The 25590-nt window shown below is 48.1% G+C and carries 20 protein-coding genes and 1 riboswitch; of the genes, 12 read left to right on the top strand and 8 right to left on the bottom strand.

The genetic code is table 11. The features are described from left to right. Positions 1-123: 123 nt before the first annotated feature. Positions 124-453: a four-helix bundle copper-binding protein gene (locus ACQCT5_RS19695; protein WP_499644421.1), complete on the bottom strand. Its 330-nt coding sequence runs from the start codon at positions 451-453 to the stop codon at positions 124-126. Between the two features lie 149 nt (positions 454-602). Between ACQCT5_RS19695 and ACQCT5_RS19690 the strand changes: the two genes are divergently transcribed. The 7 genes from ACQCT5_RS19690 to ACQCT5_RS19660 all read left to right on the top strand — a co-directional run bounded on the left by ACQCT5_RS19690 (position 603) and on the right by ACQCT5_RS19660 (position 7482). Further along, entirely contained in the window at positions 603-1157 is a 555-nt protein-coding gene (locus ACQCT5_RS19690; RefSeq protein WP_499644419.1) for a hypothetical protein, read from the top strand. A gap of 97 nt (positions 1158-1254) precedes the next feature. Next, positions 1255-1929: an AlkZ-related protein gene (locus tag ACQCT5_RS19685; protein WP_499644417.1), complete on the top strand. Its 675-nt coding sequence runs from the start codon at positions 1255-1257 to the stop codon at positions 1927-1929. Positions 1930-1979: 50 nt separating this feature from the next. Beyond that, positions 1980-3098 carry a sensor histidine kinase gene (locus ACQCT5_RS19680; RefSeq protein ID WP_499644415.1) on the top strand — a complete coding sequence of 373 codons (1119 nt, stop codon included), beginning with the start codon at positions 1980-1982 and terminating at the stop codon, positions 3096-3098. Further along, the gene (locus ACQCT5_RS19675) at positions 3099-3731 is read left to right on the top strand and encodes a response regulator transcription factor (protein WP_499644413.1); all 633 of its coding nucleotides are present in this window, start codon (positions 3099-3101) and stop codon (positions 3729-3731) included. It begins immediately after the preceding gene. Positions 3732-4167: 436 nt separating this feature from the next. Continuing rightward, positions 4168-5100: an ABC transporter ATP-binding protein gene (locus ACQCT5_RS19670; RefSeq protein WP_499644411.1), complete on the top strand. Its 933-nt coding sequence runs from the start codon at positions 4168-4170 to the stop codon at positions 5098-5100. Between the two features lie 12 nt (positions 5101-5112). Next, a complete protein-coding gene (locus ACQCT5_RS19665; RefSeq protein WP_499644409.1) occupies positions 5113-6384 on the top strand; it encodes an ABC transporter permease in 1272 nt (423 codons plus the stop codon). Further along, on the top strand, positions 6385-7482 hold the full coding sequence (locus ACQCT5_RS19660) for an ABC transporter permease (protein ID WP_499644407.1): 1098 nt from the start codon (positions 6385-6387) through the stop codon (positions 7480-7482). A 114-nt stretch (positions 7483-7596) separates the two neighbouring features. Here the strand turns inward: ACQCT5_RS19660 and ACQCT5_RS19655 are convergent, their stop codons facing one another. The 5 genes from ACQCT5_RS19655 to ACQCT5_RS19635 form a co-directional block, all read right to left on the bottom strand. Continuing rightward, positions 7597-8055 (bottom strand): DinB family protein, encoded by a 459-nt coding sequence (locus tag ACQCT5_RS19655; protein ID WP_499644405.1) that lies wholly within the window; start codon positions 8053-8055, stop codon positions 7597-7599. Between the two features lie 110 nt (positions 8056-8165). Further along, positions 8166-11621 carry a methionine synthase gene (gene metH / locus ACQCT5_RS19650; RefSeq protein ID WP_499644403.1) on the bottom strand — a complete coding sequence of 1152 codons (3456 nt, stop codon included), beginning with the start codon at positions 11619-11621 and terminating at the stop codon, positions 8166-8168. Further along, positions 11614-13470 (bottom strand): bifunctional homocysteine S-methyltransferase/methylenetetrahydrofolate reductase, encoded by a 1857-nt coding sequence (locus ACQCT5_RS19645; protein ID WP_499644401.1) that lies wholly within the window; start codon positions 13468-13470, stop codon positions 11614-11616. Before ACQCT5_RS19645 ends, metH begins: the two co-directional genes overlap by 8 nt. Then, on the bottom strand, positions 13454-14650 hold the full coding sequence (metC, locus tag ACQCT5_RS19640; RefSeq protein WP_499644399.1) for a cystathionine beta-lyase: 1197 nt from the start codon (positions 14648-14650) through the stop codon (positions 13454-13456). Before metC ends, ACQCT5_RS19645 begins: the two co-directional genes overlap by 17 nt. Then, on the bottom strand, positions 14647-15777 hold the full coding sequence (locus ACQCT5_RS19635; RefSeq protein ID WP_499644397.1) for a methionine biosynthesis PLP-dependent protein: 1131 nt from the start codon (positions 15775-15777) through the stop codon (positions 14647-14649). The genes metC and ACQCT5_RS19635 overlap by 4 nt, the downstream gene beginning before the upstream one ends. Positions 15778-15898: 121 nt before the next feature. Beyond that, positions 15899-16022: riboswitch (SAM riboswitch) on the bottom strand. Between the two features lie 352 nt (positions 16023-16374). On the opposite strand from ACQCT5_RS19635, the gene cydD reads away from it, so the two are divergent. The 4 genes from cydD (at position 16375) to ACQCT5_RS19615 (ending at position 22419) form a co-directional block, all read left to right on the top strand. Then, a complete protein-coding gene (gene cydD / locus ACQCT5_RS19630; protein WP_499644395.1) occupies positions 16375-18108 on the top strand; it encodes a thiol reductant ABC exporter subunit CydD in 1734 nt (577 codons plus the stop codon). Beyond that, entirely contained in the window at positions 18105-19823 is a 1719-nt protein-coding gene (gene cydC, locus ACQCT5_RS19625) for a thiol reductant ABC exporter subunit CydC (RefSeq protein WP_499644393.1), read from the top strand. Before cydD ends, cydC begins: the two co-directional genes overlap by 4 nt. Before the next feature lie 236 nt (positions 19824-20059). Beyond that, on the top strand, positions 20060-21769 hold the full coding sequence (locus ACQCT5_RS19620; RefSeq protein ID WP_499644391.1) for an ABC transporter ATP-binding protein: 1710 nt from the start codon (positions 20060-20062) through the stop codon (positions 21767-21769). A 98-nt stretch (positions 21770-21867) separates the two neighbouring features. Then, the gene (locus tag ACQCT5_RS19615; protein ID WP_499644389.1) at positions 21868-22419 is read left to right on the top strand and encodes a general stress protein; all 552 of its coding nucleotides are present in this window, start codon (positions 21868-21870) and stop codon (positions 22417-22419) included. A gap of 465 nt (positions 22420-22884) precedes the next feature. On the opposite strand, the gene ACQCT5_RS19610 is transcribed toward ACQCT5_RS19615, so the two are convergent. Together ACQCT5_RS19610 and ACQCT5_RS19605 are read right to left on the bottom strand one after the other, a co-directional pair. Further along, positions 22885-24435, bottom strand: coding sequence for an FAD-dependent oxidoreductase (locus tag ACQCT5_RS19610; RefSeq protein ID WP_499644387.1), 1551 nt, complete (start codon positions 24433-24435; stop codon positions 22885-22887). A gap of 196 nt (positions 24436-24631) precedes the next feature. Next, positions 24632-24820 carry a hypothetical protein gene (locus ACQCT5_RS19605; protein WP_499644385.1) on the bottom strand — a complete coding sequence of 63 codons (189 nt, stop codon included), beginning with the start codon at positions 24818-24820 and terminating at the stop codon, positions 24632-24634. 168 nt (positions 24821-24988) lie between these two features. On the opposite strand from ACQCT5_RS19605, the gene ACQCT5_RS19600 reads away from it, so the two are divergent. After that, positions 24989-25513, top strand: coding sequence for a hypothetical protein (locus ACQCT5_RS19600; protein WP_499644383.1), 525 nt, complete (start codon positions 24989-24991; stop codon positions 25511-25513). Positions 25514-25590 lie beyond the last annotated feature (77 nt).

Below are 25590 nucleotides of genomic sequence, written 5' to 3'. Positions count from 1 at the left end.
GAAATTCCGCAATCTTTGCGAAAAAGTTCTAACGATACGGAATGAGATACAGAGGTAGTGATATTTACAGGAGTTTGGGGAAGAAAAAGAGCCTATTCATTCAGGCTCCTTCTAAAGATGAGATTATGAAGCCATCCCTCTACAAGCATCGGCACATCTGAAGCAAGTCTCTGCACACTTCTGGCAGTGATCATGATCATGCTGCTTGCATTCATTCCCGCACGCTTCACAGATTTCCGCGCAAAGCTGGCAGATCTGACTGACAAAAGGGCTGTTGGTCTGCATCGCTTTCACTGCAAGGCTGCATATATCCGCACACTCCCGGTCCAAGCGGATACAGCCTGCCATCATTTTTACATCGTCTTCATTCAAGCAAGCATCAAAACAGGAATTACATGCTTCCAGACATTCCAGGCATGCTTGGATACATGCTTCGTATTGTTCTTTGCTCATCAAAAATCTCTCCTTTGTTAGTTGCTTTCCTAATACCTCTACCCCTCACCAATCAGATAAAACGTACTTTTTACAATAGATTGGAAAAAGAAACCCTGACATGCATGTCCAATATGCGTACCGAATAAAGTGAAGTAAGGAGGGATAACGTGGACGGTTTTTTTCTATATATACTTTTTTCCATCTGTATGTTTATCGTGATGGTCCTAGTCTTTTCAATAAAAGAGAAAGGAAGAATGGGGTCGATGCAGCGGATGGTGCTGGCGATGGGGTCAGCTATGTCCATTGGGCTGACGATTGGAGTGCTTGCTGGTGCCGTTTTTAAAGGTAATTTATTTGAATCGACCATTATTTCCATGCTGCTCGGAGTAACGGCCGGCATACTTTGTGGTGCCTTTTTCGGTTTGCTCGCGACAGTGGAGGGGGCAATGTCCGGGCTGATGGGCGGAATGATGGGAGCGATGCTTGGGGAGATGCTCGCCGTTTCTGAAGCTGCGACGATGCTGATGGTACTCCTGATGTTGTGTTGCTGTTCAATAATGTTGGGTTTCGTTCTGCGTTCGGAAAAAGAAAAAGTAAAGGTGGCGTGGATATGGAAGCCGATCGTGGCTCTGCTTCTTTTTGGAGGATATTTGGTTTACGGATTACACTTAAGTGATGACATAGGGAAGAGGCCTGCATCAGAAGAGAATCATCATCATTAAACGCTTAAACAAACGTTGATTAAGACTGTGGCAGGACTCTCCCTTCTTTTTGTAGAAATATGTCTATAGGGAAAAGGAAAATAAAGGAGGCGTTAGAATGGGACAACCTATTATTCATACATATGAAGAAGCCGTGGACGTAATAAATGAGTGGGGATTACTGCCGCTTGCACGACTGTTTGAAGATTATCCTTCCTTAGGTGGGGTGACGGAAAAAGAGAATTGGTACACGGATACAGCGCAAGATCCATGGAAATGGCGCACCCGATTCGCTGCAGAGGGAGTGGCTGCCTACGGGAAGTTCATGAAAAAGAAGGCAGTGTTTATCTCAAGGGGGCTTTTGCCTTTGATGGTGGCGACGCTTGGCAGTAGCCGATCGGTAAAGGATAGATATGAATCTGGTAACATCTCAAAGGAAGCGCTGATTCTAAATTCCATCATTTCAGAAGAGGAAGGAATCGATACAAGGGTGCTGCGGGTGAAGGCGGGCATGAAGGACAAGGAGAAAAAGAAGGCATTTGATCAGGCTTTATTGGAGCTGCAGGGAAGCCTGGATATTGTGGTGTCAGGTACAAAGGAAAAGCATGATGGGAATGGTGAGAAGAACGGCTGGAGCAGCACGTCCTATGAAACGATGGGTGCATGGATGAAGAAGCACAATATTGAAGTGCTGAAGATGGAAAAGGAAGCGGCAAAGCGGGAACTTGAAGAACACTTTTCCAACAGAGCCAGCGACCAGGCGATGAAAAAAATAAAGAGGGCGATCGGTTAATCAAACGTTTGTTTAAAAGGGGAGAATAGAGATGGTTATAGGTGAATCCTATGCGTAGCATCCTTTTATGGGCGAAGCTTGCATTCATCTGTACGTGCTTGCTGCTTATCCCGATCTATCAAACTCTTTCCCAAGAGACATTACCTGCTTATCTCGTTATAGCCGGGGCTTTTCTGGCAATCTATTTCACTTTGCCATTATGGAAATGGAGATGGGCCGCCTATGCGCTTGGCAGCTCATTGCTTGCGGTTTTGCAGATATTTGTTCTGGAGCCTTCCGCTTTCCTCCCTTGGCTCCTCTTCTATTTTTTAATCGTAGATGGCATGGTTGCGAGATCCAAAATAAGTGGCCTGCTTGCGGTTCTGCTTCCTTTTTCAACAGTGTTTTTCCATTTGGATCAGCCTGATCTGGGCCTATTTCATGCGATGTTGAGCTTGCTTTTAATAGGGCTGGGGGCTCTTTTACAAGCCTATTATAGTGATAACGAAAAAATAGATAAAGAGTGGAAGGCCCTCTTGGTGGAATACCGCTTATTGAAAAGACAGGTGGCGGAGAACGAGGAAGTGGCAAGGGTCGAGGAGCGGAACCGGATTGCGAGGGATATTCATGATTCGGTCGGGCACCAGCTGACGGCGCTGATGATGCAGCTTGCTGTGGCGGAGCAGTCTGCCAAGGAGTCGGAGGATGTGAGCGGAATTCTTGCACAGTCCAAGCAGTTGGCTAGGGAAAGCCTGGACGGTATGAGAAAAGCGGTGAAGGCATTGCAGGGTGAAGAGGAGAAGGGGATTGCGTCTGTGATTCACCTGATCCGTAAGCTTGAGGCGGAAAGCCGGATGCGGGTCCAGCTGACAACCAAAACTGGCGTGCTGTCTGTTCCGCTGACAAATGAACAGAATATTGCCATCTACCGGTTTGTCCAGGAAGGATTGACCAATGCGATGCGGCATGGGAGCTCGCGGGAAATTGCCGTGACATTGGAGATTATCGGGGAGCATAGCCTTCAGATTGCTGTCGTGAATAAAATCGATGGACCGCTTCAAATTGTGGAAGGTTTCGGGATCAAGAATATGCGCAAACGATTGGAGGCGCTCCAAGGCCGGATAGTGCGTGTAGTCACAGATGGGGATTTTACGATCAAAGGGATTTTTCCTCTGAAGGGGGATACATAAATGATACATATTTTACTGGCAGAGGATCAGGCGCTTGTCAGACAAGGCATCAAAATGATGATCGAGCAGCACGCCGATTTCAAAGTGGCTGCAGAGGCTGCAAATGGCAAGGAAGCTGTGGAGGCGTTTGACAAGCATGTCATCGATTTGGTGCTGATGGATGTAAGGATGCCGGGGATGACGGGAATCGAGGCGACCAAGCGGATAAAAAGCAGAAATCCTCATGCGAAAATCCTTATTCTTACCACGTTTGCGGATGAAGAGTATGCGATGGAGGCACTGAAGCTTGGGGCAATGGGCTATCTGTTGAAGGATGCGGATGCGGCGAGCTTGATAGCTTCGATTGAAAGCGTGCTGGATGGTGGGATTTCCATTGATGCTTCGGTTGCAGGAAAAGTGGTGCCAAGGTTGATCAGGCCAAAGGTGCCGCAGGAGGACTTGACGCAACTGACAAGTCGGGAGCGCTCGATCCTGCAGCTGGTCGGAGATGGGAAGAACAATCAGGAAATAGCGGAAATGCTGCATCTATCGATAGGAACCGTGAAAAATCATGTGACCGTCATTTTGCAGAAGCTCGGGTTACGAGATCGGACCCAGCTGGCCATTTATGCGATTCGTAATGGATTGGTATGATGGGTGTCTCGTGTACGGTTGGCGGCTCATATGGGAACACCGGAGTGTAGTGTGATGTGTTGCACTCCGGTGTTTTTTTGCGCTTGATACTTTGTGCATCGGCGTTGAATTAGGCGTGGTTATTGGAAGGAAATGTAAAGTTGATCGATTGGTAGAGGTTTTGGATCGATTATGCAACGTTTTGGACCGATAACTTCCATTTTTGGATCGATAAATGCACCATTTGGACAGATTAATGCTTGTTTTGGACCGATTCCCGCGCACCCGCCGCCGCAGTAAAAAGAAAACCCCTGATTACCTGCTTCCATCAAGCCCAAAACAAACAATTACATAAAAAATGACTTAAGTCACCCCCGCAAGCAGCATCTAATGACTTTTTACAGGTTAGCACGCCATCAGCCGATAGTAAGATAAGAGTATCAAAGGGGGCTATCAGATGTTAGAAGCGATCAATTTAACAAAAACCTTTAAAAACACGCAGGCGGTCAAGGGCGTGAACTTATATTTGGAAAAAGGCGAGACGGTGGGACTGCTTGGCCCGAATGGAGCAGGAAAATCGACGACAATCTCGATGTTGTCGTCCCTGGTTAAGCCGACGACAGGGGATGTGCTGCTCAAAGGGGAAAGTGTGAAAGAGCAGCCGAAGCATTTGCGGGAGATACTTGGTGTGGTGCCGCAGGATATTGCGGTTTTTCCGGACCTGACGGCAAGGGAGAATATGGAGTTTTTCGGGAAGGTATATAAGCTACCTAAGCGGGAGCTAAAGAATCGGATAGAAGAGGTGCTGACACTTGTCGGCCTGGAGCATCGCCAAAAGGAGCTTGTCAAAAACTTTTCCGGCGGGATGAAAAGAAGGCTGAATATTGCCGTTGCCCTGTTGCATGAACCGGAGCTGCTCATTATGGATGAACCGACGGTGGGAATCGACCCGCAGTCACGCAACTACATCCTAGAGACAGTCAAAAAACTGAATGAGGAAAAAGGCATTACCGTGCTTTATACCAGTCATTACATGGAAGAGGTGGAGTTCCTCTGCAGACGGCTGTACATCATGGACCGCGGGGAAGTGATTGCTTCCGGGTCGAATGAGGAAGTGAAGAATATCCTCTCCTCCGAGCACTCGATTGAAGTCGAGGTGGAAGTGGTGAAGGAGAATTTCCTTCAGAGGCTGCAGGCGCACCCGGCCATATCGAGGGTCACCACGACGGAACATAAAGTCATCCTGCTTGCTCCAAAGGAAATCAATCTGCTTGAGGACGTATTTTCGATAGCGAACCAAAGCGGAACCACCTTAAAAGGGATACAGATCCAGGCTCCATCGCTCGAGGACGTGTTTCTTCATCTGACAGGCAGAACATTAAGGGATTAGGAGGGATGGACAATGCTGTTAGCTTTTATTAAAAAAGACCTCCTGCATCTATTAAGGGATAAAAAAGAAGTGTTGATCCTGGTGGCGATGCCGTTTATCCTGATCACGATCCTCGGCTTTGCACTTGGAGGGGTGACGAACCAAGAAACGAAGCTTGATATTGCGGTGGCTGTGGTGGACCAGGGGGATGTAGCTGAAGATCTTCAGCTGCTCGGGGAATGGATGACCGGTCAGAACATACCGGAAGCGGCGCAAATGCAGATAAAAGAGGCGGCGAAGCAGTCGTCGCTGCCGGAGATTCTGGTAGATAAGGTCATGAAAGAGGAACTGACGGAGCTTTTGAGCGTCACGAAAGAAAAATCGCTCTCCGAAACACTCGAGAAGGAGAAATATGCGGCCGTGCTGTCTTTTCCAAAAAATTATCGCTATGAAATGTGGAAGAGGCAATTTTTCGATGCCGAAGAAGAAGCAAACAGAGAGTTTGAGCTTTTTCTGAATGAGGAACGTGGCCTGGAAGCAAATGTGATTTCCGACCTGATAGAAAATTTCACTAGTCAGATGCGCTTGTTTACGGCGCTGAATAAGGATGCGCAAATGTCAGGTCAAATTCCGCCTGATTTTGCAACTTTTGCGGAGGAAATCCAAGGTGAAAAGGTTACCTTGGATGGGAAAGAGCCTATAGGTTCCTTCGATTATTTTGCGGTAGGGATGAGTGTGATGTTTGCTCTGTATGTCGTCTCCTTTGTTGCAGGTTATGCTTATCATGAAAAGAGGACCTTTGTGTATGATCGGATCTTGTTGGCAAACGCGCCCCCATGGTTGTATGGGGCAAGTAAATGGATTTCTGCGGTACTCGTAGTATTTTTTCAGCTTTGTGTGCTTTTTGGTTTGAGTGCACTCTTGTATAAGGTTTATTGGCCGAACGTGGCTCATTTTCTGCTGATTACGCTTTTGTTCAGCTGTGTGATCGGCTCGTTCGCGGTCCTGATCACGGCCCTGAACTATCGTTTTGAAACAGAGCGGATCTCCACCATGTTTTCAGGTTTTCTAGTCAGCATCCTTGCTTTTTTGGGAGGCAGTTTCATCCCGTGGCATGATGTATCGGAAGTTATGTGGAAAATAGGGTCTTACACACCAAATGGTGCTGCACTGCAGGGTTACCTTCAAGCTATGCAAGGTGCAACACTTGGAGATCTCATGAACCCGCTCCTCACTTTAGGTGTGACTGCAGTACTGTTATTGGTTCTTGCAGTGTCCCTGTTCCCGAAAAGGAGGTTAGGATAAATGCGCTCGATACTATGGCTTCATATTCGCCATCTTCTGCGTCAGCCATTCGCGGTACTTGGGATGATCGTATTGACAGTGATATTTGCGGTGGCAACCGGCCAGGTTAATCGGACCTCTGTAATGGAAGTCCCGGTTTTTACGGAAAATCTCTCCCAAGAGGAGGCAAACTCACTCTTGGAGGAATTAAATAAAGAGGAAAGCATGGTTTTCCAACTAGAAGACCAGAAGCAATTGGTGGAAAAAATAGAACGAAATGCAATAGACATGGCCGTTCAATTGGAAGAGGGGGAGTATACCATCTATACTGCCGCAGAATCAGCGAACATCTCGATTGTGGAGGCACATGTCAGGAATGTTTTGCAAACAGAAGCGGTGTTGAAAGAGACTTCAGTGGCGTTTGAAAAAAGTGTAGGGGAGTTAAAGGAGCTGGTCGCTTCCAATAAGGATCTCTATGCGGTGAGCACGAAGTCCTTCCAGGAGGATGATTTTATCTATGATTCTTCCATTCAGTCCTTATTCGGATTTTCCCTGTTCTTCGTCATCTTTACGGTTTCTTTTACCGTAAGCACAATCTTACAGCAAAAACAGAATGGATTGTGGAACAGGTTGATTCTTTCCCCGCTTTCCAAGTCACAGATTTATTTGGGGCATCTCGCATTCAGTTTCCTGCTGGGGTATGCGCAGCTTGTTCTGATTTACACTTTCTTTGAATTTGTAATAGGAGTGGATTTGTACGGAGGCTATCCGTTTGTACTGATTGCGGTGATACCTTATCTGTTTGCGCTTGTGTCATTGGGAGTATTGATCAGTGGGCTCGTGACCAACCCCCGCCAGCTCGATGCCATCATTCCGCTTATCGCCGTCAGCATGGCGATGATCGGGGGAGCCTATTGGCCGCTGGAGATTGTACAATCCGAGATACTGATCACCCTGTCCAAACTTGTCCCGATCAAGTACGGGATGGATATGCTGAAAGGCGCGACCATCCTGGATTGGTCCTTGGGTCAATTCCTTCTTCCTGCATCGGTGCTGTTCTGCATGGGAGTGCTGTTCATGGGGATAGGGCTGAATCTGATGGAGCGGAGGGCGGATTGATTTTGATGATAAAGGCAGTGGATTTTGCACTGCCTTTTTTTCTGGGGAAGAGTGCCATGCTAGGCGTGTTGATTCCATTGTTCTATCAGCAAAGCCCTCCTCAAACCAAAACAATCAATGCACACCCTGACTCGGATCCCACGCTTCCTGCTGCTTCCTGATATGGACAATCTGCCCGATATGGTAGGCGTTATGGATGGTAAGCTGGGTGATGTCCCCGACCCATTTGTTCAGTGCTGCCTCATCACAGTTCTCAAGGGCTCGGCTCCAATCTGAAAGGATGGTGTTCATGCGGTCGACAGCTGTTTTCCAATCGGTTTCTATTGGTTGAAAAGTATAATCGTTCGTGTGGACTCCTTTTGGAATGTCTTCTCCCTGTAATCGTAAGAGGTATCTTTCGTTGTAGTAGTTTAAGTGATTGACAATCTCCCAGATGGAGTTAGAGGAATCATTCAGTTTCCATGATGCTTGTTCGGTTGATAGGTCTTTGATGGCGTGGTGCAGGGAAACGAACCACGCGTTCTGGTTGTGGCATGCGCTTAACTGCTCGAGAAACACTTCTTTTACATTCATTGTTAAAGCCTCCTCGTTAAAATTCTTATTTTTCTGTACATTTTCAATATAGCATGCTTACAAGAAAAAAGCCTACTGATAAAGTAGTCAGCAGGCATAAGAATTATTGTTTATAATACGTTAAAATATCTTGCCTCCGGATGGGCGAATACAATGGCGGATACCGATGCTTCCGGTTCCATCATGCAACCATCCGTCAGTTCGATGCCAATATCCTCTGGTCCGATCAGCTTGAATAGCTTTTCCTGATCATCCAGATTCGGACAGGCCGGGTAACCAAAAGAGAAGCGCTGGCCCTGGTATTTGGCGGCGAAACGTTCTTTCATGGTGAAGCTTACTGGATCGGGAAAGCCAAAGCGATCGCGCATCTGCTGGTGGACCAGTTCGGCCAGCCCTTCTGCGGTTTCGAGAGCAAGTGCCTGAAGTGCATGACTTTCAAGGAAACGCCCTTCTTTTTTATAGGTGGAAGCGAGCTCCCGTATGCCTCTTCCTGCCGTGACGGCAAAAAGTCCGACATAGTCCATCACGCCGCTATCCGTTGATCTTACATAATCGGATAAGCAAAGGTAGGGCTCTTTTTCTTGTCTCGGAAATTCAAATCTCTCGATAATCTGAGTATGATCCTCCGGATGATAGATCAGGAGGGTATTGTCATCCGACTGGGCCGGGAAAAATTGATAGACTGCTGCAGGAGTGATCAGCTCTTTCTGCTTCGCTTCCGACAGGAGCTGATCGACTACGGCCTTCACCTGAAGGGTGCGTTCGTCCTTTTCTGCGATCAGGTTGGCGATTTTCCCTTTTACCCCAAGATGATGCCCGATCAGCATCTGCATATTGATGTACGGCTCCACATGCGAAATCGAATAGTTCCGCAGCAGATGACGCTTCGTATCGCTAGGCTCAAAGACGCGGACATCCCGGGAGACCTTGGAGCGAACCTTCACTGCTGTTGCAACGGACCCCTGTTCAGCTGGAATGGAAGGAACGTCGACTAGTTTGCTTTTCTTCTCCTGGTGAGCCTGGGTCAGCTCTGCAAGTTCTTCAGGAGATCGGAGTTGGTTGGCAAGAGAGAGGCCATTCATCGCGTCTTTGGCGTATAGTACCAGCCCTTCGTACTCTTTGGAAATTTTATTGTCAGTGAATTTCCGAGAAAGAGCGGCGCCTCCTACCATGATCGGGGTCGAGATACCGGCCTGCTTCATGTCATGGGCAGTGATGACCATTTGCTGTGCCGATTTTACGAGCAATCCGGATAGGCCGACAATGTCCGGCTTCTCTTTTTGAATCGCCTGGATGAGATCATTCGGTGTTACTTTGATTCCAAGGTCCACTACATCAAAACCGTTATTGCTCAAAATGATGTCGACGAGGTTTTTTCCGATATCATGCACATCCCCTTTGACTGTAGCCAACAGGATCTTCCCTTTGGAGGAGGAGGCATCATTCTTCTCCATATGCGGCTCAAGATAAGCAACGGAAGCTTTCATGACTTCTGCACTTTGTAGTACCTCTGCGACGATCAACTGGTTGTCATTGAAGAGGCGTCCTACTTCCTTCATCCCGTTCATCAAAGGTCCGTTGATGATATCAAGTGGAGTTGGGTAGGCGGAAAGGGCAAGCTCCAGGTCCGGAAGCAGTCCTTCCTTTGTTCCTTCCACCACATAATAGGCAAGGCGTTCTTCAAGCGGCATGTCGGGAAGGGTGGACTTCACTTCCTTCTTTTTGCCCCGGTAGAAGTCCGTGAATTCTGCTAACGCTTCGTCCGTTGTCGCAAAGAGCAATCTTTCTGCCATGGCGACTTCCTCTTTTGGAATCGAGGCAAAACGCTCGAGCTTTTCTGTGTTCACGAGCGCATAGTCCAGTCCTGCCTGTGTACAGTGGTAGAGATACACGGCATTCAGCACCTCGCGTCCGACAGGTGGAAGACCGAACGACACATTACTGATGCCAAGGACGGTCAAGCATTGCGGGAAGTGCTCCTTGATGAGGCGGATTCCTTCGACTGTTGCATTGGCAGAGCCGATATACTGCTCATCCCCAGTCCCGACAGGAAAGACGAGTGGGTCGAATATCAGGTCTGTCGGGGAGACCTTGTACTTTTTCACCAAAAGGTCATAGGAGCGCTTGGCGATCTCGAGCTTACGTGCGGACGTTACCCCCATGCCCTCTTCATCGATCGTTCCGACCACGAGCGCTGCACCATATTTATGGACAAGCGGGATCACCGCTTCAAAGCGCTCTTCGCCGTCTTCAAGATTGATCGAGTTGATGATGGCTTTCCCCTGGGAGTATTTCAACGCCGCTTCAATGACAGCCTCGTCTGTGGAGTCGATGACAAGCGGCACTTTGACCTTCTTTACAACCTCCTGTACAAAAGCGGTCATATCCTCGAGCTCATCGCGGTCCGGGTCAGCGAGACAAATATCGATGACGTGTGCGCCGCCTTTTACCTGAGCCCGTGCAACTTCTGCAGCTTCTTCGTATTTCTTTTCTGCAATCAATCTCTTAAACTTGCGGGAGCCGATGACGTTCGTTCTTTCGCCGACCATGATCGGTCTAAGGGTCGGATCGTCATAGATAAAGGACTCAATCCCGGAAACACGGTGATTCGACGGAGCTTCCACCTGGCGCGGCTGATAGTCCTTCATCTTTTCCGAAATGGCCCGGATATGGTCAGGGGTCGTCCCGCAGCAACCACCAACGATGTTCAGCCACCCTTGCTCTGCAAACCCTGCAAGCTTGGCAGCAAGCGATTGCGGTGTTTCATGGTAGTGGCCTTCTTCATCCGGCAGCCCAGCATTCGGATAACAGCTGACCGCGCTTGTTGATAGACTGGATAGTGTGCGGATGTGATCCTGCATGAATTCTGGTCCAGTCGCACAGTTCAACCCGACTGCAAGAGGTTTCATATGCTCAACGGAAATGTAGAAGGCATCAATCGCCTGGCCGGCAAGGGTGGTTCCCATCGGTTCGATTGTGCCCGATATGATGATGGGAAGTGTCCGGCCTGTAGCTTCAAAGGCCTGTTGAATGCCAAGGAACGCACATTTTACATTAAGCAGATCCTGGCTTGTTTCTATTAAAAGACAGTCGGATCCACCGTCAATCAGGCCTCTTGCTTGCTCCTCGAAGGATTTGGTAAGTGCGTCAAATGTGGTCCCGCCTGTAACGCTCAGCGTTTTCGTTGTCGGACCGATGGATCCCGCAACAAACCTTGGCCATTCTTCTGTAGAAATCTGGTCAGCCGCTTTCTTGGCAATTTCAGCACCCAATCTATTAATCTCATAGGCGTGTGCACCGAGAACATATTCATCAAGTACAAGGTCGGTCCCACCGAATGTATTGGTCTCGATGATATCCGCTCCGGCTTTTAAATATTCGAGATGGATGGTTTCGATGACATCCGGGGCCGTGATATTCAAATACTCATTACAGCCCTCATAATCCTCGCCACCGAAATCATCGGCCGTCAGGCTTGCCTGCTGCAGCATCGTTCCCATGGCGCCGTCCATGATGAGGATCTTCTGTTTCATTTGCTGCTCTAAAAGTGTGAGTGGTTTAGACATTTTGTATCCTCCTTGATGAATGGAACGGTCCATATTTTTTTGCGTAGGTGGCAAGCTCCACCGTCAGCTCGTATCGCATGAATGGAGTGATGAGATAGATGCCGTTGAAAAGCTCCAGTGCTGCATCGAGCAATCCTTTTGCAATCGTCAATCCTTCCTGGATCGCCTGTTTCGGATCATCCTTATGCTTGCCCATGATTTCCAGAATGCCCTTGGTCAGCTTGATGCCGGGAACCTCATGATGAAGGAAATTGGCGTTCTGGCTGCTGGTCAGTGGCATGATGCCGATATAGATCGGTGCATCGATATGTCTTGTTGCGTGATAGACCTCCAAAAGCTTCTCTTCCGAAAAGACAGGCTGGCTGATGAAGTAATCCGCACCGCTTTCGATTTTCTTTTCCAACCGCTCCACGGCTTTGTCGATGACCCGGACGTTCGGATTGAAGGCTGCTCCGACAGAAAAGCTCGTGCGCTCGCCAAGGTCCTTCCCGGAAAGGGAAATCCCCTGATTGAACTGTTTAATCATATTGATCAGGCCGAACGATGTCACATCATACACCGAGGACGCCCCAGGGAAGTCGCCGACCTTGGTCGGGTCGCCGGTTACAGCCAGTACATCATGGATTCCTAGTTGGTGCAAGCCCATCAGATGGGATTGGAGGCCGATCAGGTTGCGGTCACGACAGGTAATGTGAATGAGCGGGCGCAAGCCAATTTCCGACTTGACGATGGATCCGAGCGCCGTATTGCAGACGCGAGGGGAGGCCAAGGAATTATCAGCCAAAGTGATGGCATCGATTCCTGCATCCTTGAGTGCCTGGGCACCCTGCATGAAGCGGTCCGTATTCAGCTTTCTTGGTGGATCGAGCTCCACGATGATCGACTGCTCCTTTTTCGCCTTTTCAAAAAGAGGAGGGGCTGTCTTTTTGGCCGGTGGGGTGACAAAGGTTATTCTTTCCCTTGTTTTCACCCTTTTTTCTCTTACAGGCGCTGCGTCTTTCAGTGCACTGGAAAATGCCTCGATATGTGCAGGCGTCGTCCCGCAGCAGCCACCAAGGAGCCGCACGCCCTGATCGCGGAAGGAGAGGGCAGCCTCGGTGAAGTAATCCGCATCACTTTCATAGTGCAGTTTCCCATCCACATAAGACGGCAAGCTGGCATTCGGATAAGCGGAAAGGTAGGCGTGCTTTGGAATGGCGACCTCCTCGAGTGTGGAGAGCATATGATATGGCCCAAGCCGGCAATTGAGCCCGACGATATCCGCTCCAAGCGTTTCAAGTCGAATGAGTGCTTCCGAGATGGGCACACGGTTTTGCATGAACCCGACCTCCTGCAAAGAAACCTGGGAGATGATAGGAAGCGTCGTCTCTTTTCTTGCGATGGAAAGGACGGTCTCGAGCTCCTCGAGGTCATAAAAGGTTTCAAGGAGAATGCCATCGACTCCTTCAAGCAGCAGGCAGTAGAGCTGCTCCCGGAAGGTGCGCTTGATTTCTTCGATCGGCGTCGCCTGGGGCTTGATGCCCCGGATCCCGCCGATTGTCCCTACCACAAACGCATCGTGCTTCGTGACCGCCTTTCTTGCCAATCGTACAGCCGCACCATTGATTTCCTTCACCTGATCCTGCAGACCGTAGCGCTCGAGCTTGTGATAGTTGGCTGCATACGTATTGGTCTGAATGATATTGGCTCCTGCATTCAGATAGGCCTGATGGATGTTGTAGATCTGGTTGGGCTGGGAGAGGTTCAATTCCTCAAAACAGCAATCCGAGCCGTAGGAATAGAGGAGGGTTCCCATGGCACCGTCCGCGATCAATATTTTATCCTCTCGTAAGCTATCCAAGATTCCCATGGTAAACCCTCCCGTTGACATTTGCTTTTAATACGCTTGTTGCTTGCAATGCTTTTTCAAAATCATCAATCAGGTCCTGCTCATCCTCGAGTCCAACTGATAGACGGAGAAGAGCGTTGGAAATACCTCGTTTCGCTCTTTCCGCTTCAGGCATGGCGGCATGGGACATTTTTGCAGGATAGGAAAGAATCGATTCCACAGCTCCGAGACTTACGGCGAAAACCGGGATTTCCACGTTGGAGACGAAGGTTCGAAGGGCTTCTTCATTTTCCAATTCAAAGGAAAGAACGGCGCCTGCGCTCTTGACCTGTCGGTGCTGCAGCCCACAGCCTTTATGGGAGACGAGCCCAGGGTAGTAGACCTTTTTTATGAGCGGGTGCTTTTCCAGGTACGCCGCGATCTTGCTTGCCGATTTCACCGATTGCTCCATCCGGACATGTAGGGTTTTCAAACCACGTAGGACAAGCCACGCATCCTGTACCCCAAGGATGGCGCCGAATGAATTTTGCAGAAAGCCGAGTTTCTTGGCCAACTCCTCATCCCGTGCAACGGCAAGCCCCGCCACGACATCACTATGGCCAGATAGGAATTTCGTTGCGCTGTGGAGCACAAGGTCTGCGCCAAGAGTGAGCGGCTTCTGAAGCGCCGGTGTCAAAAAGGTGTTGTCGACGAAGGTCCATGCACCATTGGATTTTGCAAGCTTTGCAACCGCCTCGATATCCGTCACTTTCAGGAGCGGATTGGAAGGGGTCTCGACGTATATGACCTTCGTGTTTTGCTGAATGGCGGCTTCCACATTTTTCAGATCAGTCATATCGACAAACGTAAATTGAATGCCGTAGCGTGAGAGTACCTCGGATACCATGCGATAGGTTCCGCCGTACACATCCTCTGAAATCAGGACATGGTCCCCTTGCGACAGGAGCAAAAAAGCAGTGGAGATTGCTGCCATCCCGGAGGAAAATGCAAAACCCCTCGTTCCTTCTTCCAGATGGGCAATCGTATCTTCAAGTGCCTCGCGGGTCGGATTCGCGGAGCGTCCGTAATCGTATTTGCCGAACTGGTCGACATCAAACTGATGAAAAGTGGACGCGTGCTGGATAGGTACACTCACCGCGCCAGTCACAGGATCGACCTTATGCTTGTTGTGCAGGAGCTTCGTTTGGAAGGAATGGCTCACGACAGCACCTCCTTTGAAATGGATGAAGTCTTTGCGGCTTGCCCGAATGCACCGTTCAGGTCGTGGATCAGGTCATCACTATCTTCAATACCGACTGAAAAGCGAAGCAGACGGTTGCATACTCCCGTGCTTAATCGGATTTCCTCTGGGATATCGGCATGCGTCTGTGTGGCAGGGTAGGTGATGAAGCTTTCCACACCCCCCAAGCTTTCAGCGAAGGTAATGAGATTTAGATTCTGAAGGAAGGGGTTCACCAATAATTCTTCTTTGATGCGGAAGGAAAGCATCCCTCCTTTTCCGGGATAGAGTACATCGGTAACAGCCCCGTGCTGTTTCAGGTATTCGGCAATCTTGGTTGCGTTTTTTTGATGCCGTTCCATCCGGAGGGCGAGCGTCTTCATGCCGCGGATGAGCAGCCAGGAATCGAACGGGCTGAGTACGGCGCCAGCCGCATTGTGGTAAAGAGCAAGCGATTCACATAGCTCTCGGCCCTTGGCCACAATCAGTCCTGCAAGCACATCGTTATGGCCACCAAGATACTTGGTTGCACTATGCACCACAATATCTGCGCCAAGCTCGATTGGCTTTAAAAGAATGGAAGTATAAAACGTATTGTCACAGATCAATAGCAGTCCATGCGCTTTCGATAAGCGGGCAACTGCCTCTATATCCGTTTCCACCATCAGGGGATTGGTAGGGGATTCTACAAAAATGGCTTTTGTCTGCGGGGTGATTGCCTCTTCAATGCAAGATAGATCACTTGTATCCACATACTTGCAACACAGCCCCCATTTTTTATAGCCTTCTTCAAACAAACGATATGTCCCACCGTATAGGTCCTTGCAGACAATCAGCTCATCGCCGGATTGGAAAAGGGAAAGTACGGTCAGGATTGCTGCCATACCGGAGCTGCACGCATAGCCCTGGTCGCCATGCTCAAGGTCCGCGATTGCCTGCTCGAGCAATTGACGGGTCGGGTTTCCGGTACGCACATAATCATAGCCGGATGACTGGCCGATTCCTTCATGACGGTAAGCGGTCGAGAAATAGACCGGGGGATTCACGGTGCCGGTGGCCTTTTCACTGCGATTGCCAATTTGCGCTAGCTTCGTTTCTGTTTTATACATAAAAATATCCTCCTCTATGGTAAGTGGACAACATTCATAACCAGAGAGGAGGACAGGGACTTTTTTAGGGAAAATAAAAAAGCCTTCTGTAAGAAGAAGACTTTTGCAAAAAAGTTCATTCTTCTCATCTGTACAGGTTTTTAAATGAAAACCTGCTGGAATTAGCACCTTTTCAGTCGTCTGTAAGACGCTGCTGGTTGCTGAGGTGTCTACGGGCCATTTCCCTCGACCTCTCTGGATAAGAAAGTTCACTATGAAATTTACGAATCATTTTGATTATTTAACTAATTTACAACAGGTGGGAGTGGAATGCAATGGTTTTTTCTCGATTAAATTATTTTTATGCTGGGGGTGGGGGGAATAGACTTGATTTGTTTGGTGATGACTTCCCGAAAATAAACTGCCACCATTTTCAATGCTTCAACCTTTTCCAAAAAGGGAACATACAAATTGTCATAAAAAGGTCAATCTCGAAACGGGCAAATTGAAGTGTGATGCATTATAATGAGTATAGTATGTGAAGAGTTTCACGTACTCTCAAATATTAAATTAAACCATTTAACATATACGCCAATCTAAAAGGAGAAGTGGCAAAGGATGAAGGATCTCAAATCGATTGCAAAGGCACAACGGAATACTAGGGCGGTGCTGATTATTCTGGCTGTCCTGTCGGGGTTCACTGTCATCGGGCAGGCTTACTTTTTCGTAACGATAGTTGATCGCATATTCCTGAAGGGACATACATTCCAGGAAATCATCCCATTCCTCGGTGGACTCTTGGCGGTCATGGGGGCAAGGGCCTTGCTCACCTATCTGAACGGGCTGGCAGGAGTGAAGATGGCTTCCAAGGTGAAGCGGGATTTCCGCTATGCACTTTTAAATAAATTTTCCAAAAGCCCTATTCTTGCATCCTTAAAGGGTCAGTCCGGGGAGAAAGTGAGCGTGATGATGGATGCGGTGGATGAGATAGATCCCTATTTCAGTCGCTATATCCCGCAGATGATTCAGTCATCCGTTGTGCCGATCATGATACTGATTGCGATTTTCACGCAGCATATGAATTCGGGATGGATCATTCTTGTGACAGCACCATTCATCCCGATTTTTATGATTGTGGTGGGACTGAAAACGAAAAAGAAATCCGAGGAGCAGATGGATAAGCTAGCGGCATTTTCAGGGAAGTTTCTCGATACGCTGCAAGGCTTGACGACCTTGAAGCTTTTTGGACAGTCTCGTATTCAGAAGGACGTCATCCGTGATAGCAGTCTATCTTTCCGAGAAGCGACGATGGAAGTGCTGAAGATTGCGTTTCTTTCTTCACTAATGCTTGAGCTGATTTCAATGCTTGCGATTGGACTTATCGCATTGGAAATCGGTCTGCAGATGGTCGTGTTTAAAAATATTACATTCTTTCCGGCATTCTTTGTGCTGGTGCTTGCACCGGAATTCTACTTGTACCTGAAGGATCTTGGTAGTGCGTTCCATACAGGGCGCGGTAGCATGGGAGCGGCGAAAAAGGTGACAGACGAGCTTGCGGTGGAGGAGGAGCCGATTGATTGGGGAAGCGAAGAGTTGGCCAATTCAGAAATGCCGCCGGTCATCGAACTGAAAAACATCAGTTTCAGGTATGCGCCAACCGGCTTCACCATGAAAAACATACAAACTCAAATCCCTGCTTATGGACAAATCGCCATCGTCGGACGAAGCGGAGCGGGGAAATCCACCCTGCTTAATCTGATAGCAGGTCTGATCCGTCCGACAGAAGGGGAAGTGCTTCTGAACGGGCAGCCGTTATATTCTTACAGGGAATCCGAATGGTTCGATCAGCTCAGCTACATCTCACAGAATCCGTATCTTTTTTCCGGAACGATTGCCGAAAACATCGCCATTGGTGGAAAAGCGGACGCCACTCGCGAGGAAATAGAAGAGGCGGCAGAAAAAGCGGGCATTCTTCCACTGATCCAATCACTGGAGCATGGATTCGATACAAAAATCGGGGAAGCGGGAAGAGGACTTTCAGGTGGCGAAAAGCAGCGGCTTGCCTTGGCGAGGGCTTTCCTGAAGAGGCCGAATATCATTCTTTTCGATGAACCCACGACAGGGCTGGATCTGCAGACAGAACGAATTTTGCAAAGGTCGATGGAGGAATTGGCGAAGACGTCGACTGTCATTACAGTGGCGCATCGTCTTCACACCATCAGAAAAGCGGATAAGATTCTCCTGCTGGATGGTGGAGAGCTTATCGCAGAGGGAACACATGAAGAGCTTATCAGCACGGTTCCCGCCTATCAGGATATGGTGTCCGTACAGCAGGGAGGAGGAGCGGAATGAAGGATTTAGCGATAGTGATAAAGCTGATGATGGTGGAGAAGAAGGATATTTTCCTTTCTATCTTGCTTGGATTCACGGCAGGAATTGCGGCGGTGGGGCTTTTCGCATCAAGCGGATACTTGATCTCCAAGGCGGCGCTCATGCCGCCGATCTACGCGCTGACCGTCATGATTGCCCTCTTGAAGCTGTTTGGATTTGCTCGTGCGCTTAGCCGATATGGGGAAAGGTATTTCTCCCATCGTGCGACTTTTACGATTCTTAGTAACTTGCGGGTTTCTTTTTATGAAAAGCTGGAGCCGCTTGCCCCGGGGATCTTTCAAAAATACCGGAGCGGCGACCTGCTTTCAAGAATCGTCGGGGATGTGGAAAGCCTGCAGAACTTCTTTTTGCGCGTCTTCTATCCGCCGATCGTGCTGGTCATCGTATTCCTGAGTACGATATTCTTTCTCTCGTTCTATTCAGTTTACATTGCACTCGTGATTTTCTTAGGGCTACTTTTAACAGGATTGGTAGTTCCGGCAATTTTCGCGTGGAAGCAGCGCAAGGTACTAAGCAGGGTGCGGGAGGAGCGGGGCGAGCTTTCGACAGAAGTAACGGAGCTGCTGTACGGCTTCCGTGATTTGAAAATTTACCAGAAGCTCGCTGGGAAAGAGGAGCAGCTTGTGAAGGCGGCCGACTCCTATTTGAAGGAGCAGGAGCGCGAAGGTGTGCAGGCGATGTTCAACCAATCCGTAAATTCCTTTGCTTCACTTTTTGTATCCTGGATGGTGCTGGCGCTTGGGGCATTTTTAGTCGTGGAAGGCGATTTGAACGGTTTGTTCCTTGCGATGCTCGTGATGATTTCGTTGACCGTCTTTGAAAATGCCACCCCGATGGCGGTTTTCCCGAACCATCTGGAGGACAGCCGCAGGGCGGCAACGAGATTGTATTCAGTGGTGAAGGACGAGAACAAGAAAGAAGTCACTCATTCTGTTGCCACGCTGCCAATCGGTAAGGCAGTGGATGTGGAGCTGGAGAAAGTCAGCTTTACTTTTCCCGACGAGCCACGGGTTACATTAAATGAAATTAGCTTGAGCTTGCCTGCCGGAACCAAAACGGCGATTGTCGGCCCGAGCGGTTCTGGTAAATCGACCGTTCTGCAGCTGCTCTTGAAAATCCAGGAGGCGGACTCCGGTTCGGTTCGCATCGGCGGTATCCCGATTGCACAGGTGGTACAGGAAAAACTTTGGGAGAGTACGAATGTCGTGCTGCAGGAGAACCACTTTTTCTATGGCAGCATTAGGGATAATCTGAAGCTTGCAGGGGAGGAGCTGGAGGACATGGCATTGCTGTCAGCTCTAGCGAAAGTTCGACTCGACCACTTCTCGTTGGATGATAGGGTGCTAGAAAAAGGCGAAAACCTTTCAGGAGGCGAAAAGCAGCGCTTGGCCATTGCCCGTGCGATGCTGAAGGGTGGCCGGTTATGGCTCTTGGATGAGCCGACCTCGTCTGTCGATGTGTTGACGGAAAAAGCGATTTTTGACCATCTATTTGAACAGGCGAAGGAGGATACACTCGTTCTGGTGAGCCACCGTTTGACCGGTTTGGAAAAGATGGACCAAATCATCGTGATGGAGCAAGGTCGGTTCGTGGAAATGGGAAGCTTTGCCGAGTTGATGGAAAGTAAAGGGTACTTTTATGAAATGAAACAGATTGAGAAGAGCGTGTTTATGTGATTTTTGTGGAGATCGCCCTTGTTATGAGTGGGGCGGTCTCTTTTTGCGTTGTTCACCTCTTGTAGTGTCCGGCGTTGTATTCCTAGAAAGAGTCGTTGACGACAGTTGATAGGAAGTAGTATATTAGGAATGATTGAAAATCATTATCATTAGTGTCCCGAAGAAAATAATACTAGAATGTGAGATTTACAGGTACAATATAGAAAAATACTACATAGAAAAAAGGAGGGAAAAGCGTGTTGCGACGTTTTTTTTCTTACTATAAGCCATATAAATGGCTATTTATCCTCGATTTTTCCTGCGCGGTTCTTGTTGGGCTGCTCGAGCTTGCTTTTCCACTCGCGGTCAATCAGGTAATCGACCGACTTTTGCCGGAATCGAACTGGACGCTCATTCTCTGGGCCTGCCTTGGATTGATGGCGATATATGCAATCAATACCGGCCTGCATTTTGTGGTCACCTATTGGGGTCATATGCTTGGGATCAATATTGAGACCGATATGCGCCGCAAGCTTTTTCAGCATATGCAAAAGCTTAGCTTCAGTTATTATGACAACAACAAAACTGGACATTCCATCTCCCGGCTGACAAAGGACCTTGAGGAAATCGGCGAGGTGGCGCATCATGGACCGGAGGATGTGTTCGTCGCCGTGATGACCTTGATCGGGTCGTTTGTGCTCATGCTCTCCATCAACTGGAAGCTCGCGATTCTATCATTTTTGGTCATTCCATTATTGATGGTGCTTGCCATTCATTTTAATAAAAAAATGACCCGCACCTTCCGCCGGATGTTCGGGGATGTGGCGGAAATCAATGCAAGGGTGGAGGACAGCATCGGTGGGATCCGTGTCGTGCAGGCTTTTGCCAATGAAAAGCATGAGCAGAAGCAATTTGCCGTCAACAATGAAAACTACCGAAATACGAAACTTGCATCCTATAAAATCATGGCACAGAACGTGACGGCCAACTATATGTTGATGCGTCTTGTTACGTTGTTCACCCTGCTGTTCGGTACGTTCTTCGTCATTCGTGGAGATTTGACGTACGGGGAGTTTGTAGCGTTTATTTTACTATCAAATGTTTTAATGGGGCCAATCCAGAAGATCAATGCCGTTATCGAAAGCTATCCAAAAGGGATTGCGGGCTTCAAGCGTTATGTGGAAATTCTGGATACTGAACCGGATATTGCCGATGCACCAGGAGCTGTTTCTGCAGAGCTTGATGGGGAGATTCATTACCGGAATGTTTCGTTCGGTTATGAGGGAACGGAGCGGGTATTGAAGAATATCAACTTGAACATCCGTGCAGGGGAGACGGTGGCGTTTGTCGGGCCATCTGGTGCGGGTAAAACGACGCTGTGCAGTCTGCTGCCACGGTTCTATGAGCTTGAGGAAGGAAGCATTCTGGTTGATGGTTATGACACGCGCGAGCTGACACTCGAGTCTTTGCGAAGCCAGATCGGGATCGTGCAGCAGGATGTATTTTTATTTTCTGGCACTGTGCGTGAAAATATTGCTTACGGCAAGCTCGATGCCACTGATGAGGAAATCATGGAAGCAGCCCGCCGCTCGCAATTGGATGAGTTCATTGCCTCGCAGCCTCATGGTCTAGATACCGTCATTGGGGAGCGTGGCGTGAAGCTATCCGGCGGGCAGAAGCAGCGTCTGGCCATCTCGCGTATTTTCCTTAAGAATCCGCCTATCCTTATTTTGGATGAAGCGACCTCTGCGCTGGATACAGAGACAGAACGCGCCATTCAGGGGGCTTTGAATGAGCTTTCCAAAGACCGTACAACGTTAGTGATTGCCCACCGCCTGGCAACCATCAAGAATGCCGACCGGATCATGGTAGTGACGAAGGAAGGGATCGCAGAGCAAGGTTGTCATGAGGAGTTGCTCGAAGCGGAAGGGATCTACAGTAGGCTCCATGCTGCTCAGTTCGGGTGATCGGAACACACACTTAAACGTCGAATGCGTTTCGAAAATATGCCTCCGGGGAATGTAAGAGATAACAACAACTATTACATTTCTAGGAGGAATTATAGATGAGAAAAACAATTTTAGGTGTATACGATTCGGAATTGGAAACGAAGAATGTGGTAGAAGGCCTGATCGTCCATGGCTATGCGGCAAATGAGATTTCAGTAGTGTCCCAGCATAAAATGAACAGCTCCGATTTTCCGGAGGGCACCATTGTTGAGATGGTAACAACGGAGCCTGAGGATGATTCCATCATGGATAAGATAAAGCACGCCATTATCCCGGATGAAGCCCAAGAAACAGAAGGTGTCGGAAATCGCCTGCTTGAACTGGGGGTATCCGACCGGGAGGCGCCAATGTATGCAACAGATATCGAGAACGGCAGAATTGTCGTACTGGTGGATGAAGCGAATCATAGAGGAAAACCGGTAGAGAGCACAAAGCCGATTCCCGTTATGGAGGAGCAGACTGAACCCTCCTATCAAGTAGATCCATTGGAAGAGCATGCTAACCCGAAGGAGCATAATCCATTCACCGGAATCGATGAAGAAACAAAGACCGTCCGTGCCAAAAGGGAAGCGGACATGCTGAAGCAGGCGGATTTATATAAGCTATAAGAAGGGTGCTTACACTTTTTCGGTGTAGGCGCTTTTTCTTTTGGGGGCGGGGTGATGCGTGCTGAGGCGATTCAGGTGTGGTTCGGATGTAATTTGGGAGGGATGCGATGTAAAGTCAACGAAATTTTTCCTTTAATTGGAAAGACGACCGATAACGTGTCATTTTGGATCGATAGATAGGTGGAATGGACCGATTAGGGCATGTTTTGGATCGATAATTGGACATTTTGGATCGATTATTGCTGCTTTTGGATCGATTCGCAAAATTCAGCCCCCGAACGCCCACGATCAATCCCCATTTCATAAGCACACCCCAGCGCCAGCGCAACAATGATCTATATACCAAAATAGCTAAATTTAAACAAACGTTTGATTAAACGACAATATAAATACAGTCGCCCCAACGCTTGCAGCCTATTGTCGAAATATGAACTTTTTAAAATGTTATATAAAAATAAAGAGGGGTCAGGCCCCCTCAAATTTCGACAAATCTTTCACTGCCGGCCCTTCGATGACTTGGCCTTTGTAGTTGAAGCGGGAGGCGTGGCAGGGGCAGTCCCAGGACCGTTCGGCGTTGTTCCATTCGACGTCGCAGCCCATGTGGGTGCAGGTTGGTTGGATGAGGTGGCAATGTCCGGTGGTGTCCTTATAGGCGCCTACTTTTTTTCCGCCAATCTTCACCAGTGCGCCTTCGTCCGAGCCAAGGTCTTCAAGCAGGCGATCCTGGCGTTTGGCTTTTCCTTTTAGAAGCTCTTTGGCAACATTGGCGTTCTCTTTTACAAAACTTTTGATGGAGGCGGGCTTCCATTCGCTTCTGCCCGGATCAAACAGCTCCTTGAAGGGGTTTACCTGATGAAGGATCAAGTCCTTCAGAAGCAGAGCGGCTGCTGTTCCGTTAGTCATGCCCCATTTCGCATAGCCGGTTGAAACCAGCACGCTATCGTTGTCGGTATGCATTTGTCCGATATACGGGATTTTGTCGAGCGTAAAGATGTCCTGCGAGGACCACCGATAAGGGATATCAATAATACCGCCGAAATAGCGATCGCCGAAATCAGCCAGTTTTTCATAGTTCTGTAGGGTTTCTTGCTTACTTTGGCCGACAGGGTGTCCTTCCCCGCCAAGCAGAAGGAGCTTTCCACCTTCAGGACTAGAGGAATAGCGAATAGAGCGTGATGGTTTGTCTGCACTAAGATACATACCATCGGGAATCTCGGAACGAACCCGAACCGCCAGCGCATAGGAACGTTCCACATGCAATCTGGAAAAATAGAGCCCATCAAAGTCATTAAACGGAAAATGGGAGCTGACAATAACGTGTGTACTTTTAATCTGATGGCCCTCTTTCGTCTTCACAACCGGATGTTTTTCTTTTCCGATTTCCACTGCCCGTGTCTGTTCATATACCTTTCCTCCGAGCCGTAGGAATTCAGCCAACAGACCCTGAAGGTATTTGACGGGGTGGAACTGTGCCTGATCTCTCATCACTATGGCATTCTTCCACTCGAATGGAAGAGCAACATCATCACTTGCGGCATAACCACCATTCAGCCCGAGTCGTTCATATGCTTCTGCTTCCTTTTCAATTTCATTTTCTGTGCTAAAGGAAGAGGCGTAAACATAGGCACTCTGAGAAGTCAGTTCACAATCGATACTTAATTCATTGGAGGTTTTTCTGATAAAAGAAAGGGCATCTTGATTTGCGTTGTAATATTTTTTTGCGGCATCCTCGCCAACCGTCCGGATCAGTTCGTTGTATATCAACCCATGCTGGGAAGAAATTTTGGCGGTTGTATAACCGGTTGTTCCATCGATTACTTTGCCTGCATCCAGGAGTACAACCTGAATTCCTTCTTTTGCAAGTAGATAGGCGGATGTAATCCCAGTGATTCCTGCCCCGACAATCGTGACATCTGTAGTGATATCCTCTTTTAAAGGTTGGAAAGAGGAGAGGGGAGGGTATGCTCTCCATAAGGAATTACTGAATTTAGGTATTTTCACATTTACATCTTTCATTTTCGGCCTCCTTAAAACTGTTATATATGACAAGTACCCTCCACACCTCGAATCAATCCTACATCTGAAAACATATCAGTTTGGTTGGTAAAATAAGTAAATCATTTGATGGTTCATATAGACACAATCTGCTTCCTGTGTCGCCCACCCACAAAAAGCAAGCGGGATCATCCCGCTTGCCAATTCCCGCTATATTCTACTCCAAAATCCGATTTGACTTGTTCCCATTCCCATTGTTCTTCAACAACACCTTCAATCCAGAACCCATGTCAGAAGCAAGCACGAAATTCTTGTCCACGAATACGCCCCAGACGTTCTCACTTTCCGGTGTGTAGCGGCCGATTTCGGTCAGCTCGGATGGATTGGTGATGTCAACGGCAATCACTCTACCCGCATAATAGCTGAGGTAAAGTTTTTCGACAATTATCGACGAAGTATATCTAAGTAAAACCATTTGCAGGATAAAAGTTTTGTTTTTCTAGCCCGTTTTCCATGAATCATAGTAACAATTCAGTTAGTATGATAGTAGAAACGAATAAAAGGGTGGAGAGTGTTGGAGAAAATCGAGCTGAGTTATCGTTTTAAGCCAAGAGATGGGAAAGAGGGGCTAAGAAACCTTCCCCGTGCAAGACTCACTGAAAAGCTGATGTTTATCATCATGCCGCTGGTGGTGGTTTTTACATCCATTTATTCCGGAATGAGCGATCCCATTGGATTAATATTATTATTAATAATTGGGTCCGTGATTTTCTTTGGAATTTTTTACGGAATTATTTTCATTGGATTATCGGCAATGGGTCACATCTTTTACAAGAAGACATTTACTGATCCTTCAAAAAAGATCAGGATCACGTATCATATTGGAGACGACTATTTTATAGCCGGCAAAGAAAATCTCCAAATTCCGATTGATAAAAATTTGAAGCTTGTAACGACAAAACGCAATCATCTGCTTTACTTTGGAAAAATGATGAAAGCGAAGATCCTGATCATCCCGAAGAAATACGAAGAGGACAAACGATACCAGGAGCAGGTTGTCATTTTTATCAATGAAGTAAAGAAGCAACTAGCAACTTAAAAATATAGTATTTCACATACTCTTTTGAAAATCTCCCACATTTAATGTAAAATTCAAAGAGGAAAAGCTATCATGGA

The sequence above is a fragment of the Sutcliffiella halmapala genome, assembly GCF_050107295.1.
GTDB classification, from domain to species: Bacteria; Bacillota; Bacilli; order Bacillales; family Bacillaceae_I; genus Sutcliffiella_A; species Sutcliffiella_A halmapala_A.
The sequence above is the reverse complement of the archived record's forward strand: the minus strand, read 5'-3'. Positions and strand labels throughout refer to the sequence as shown.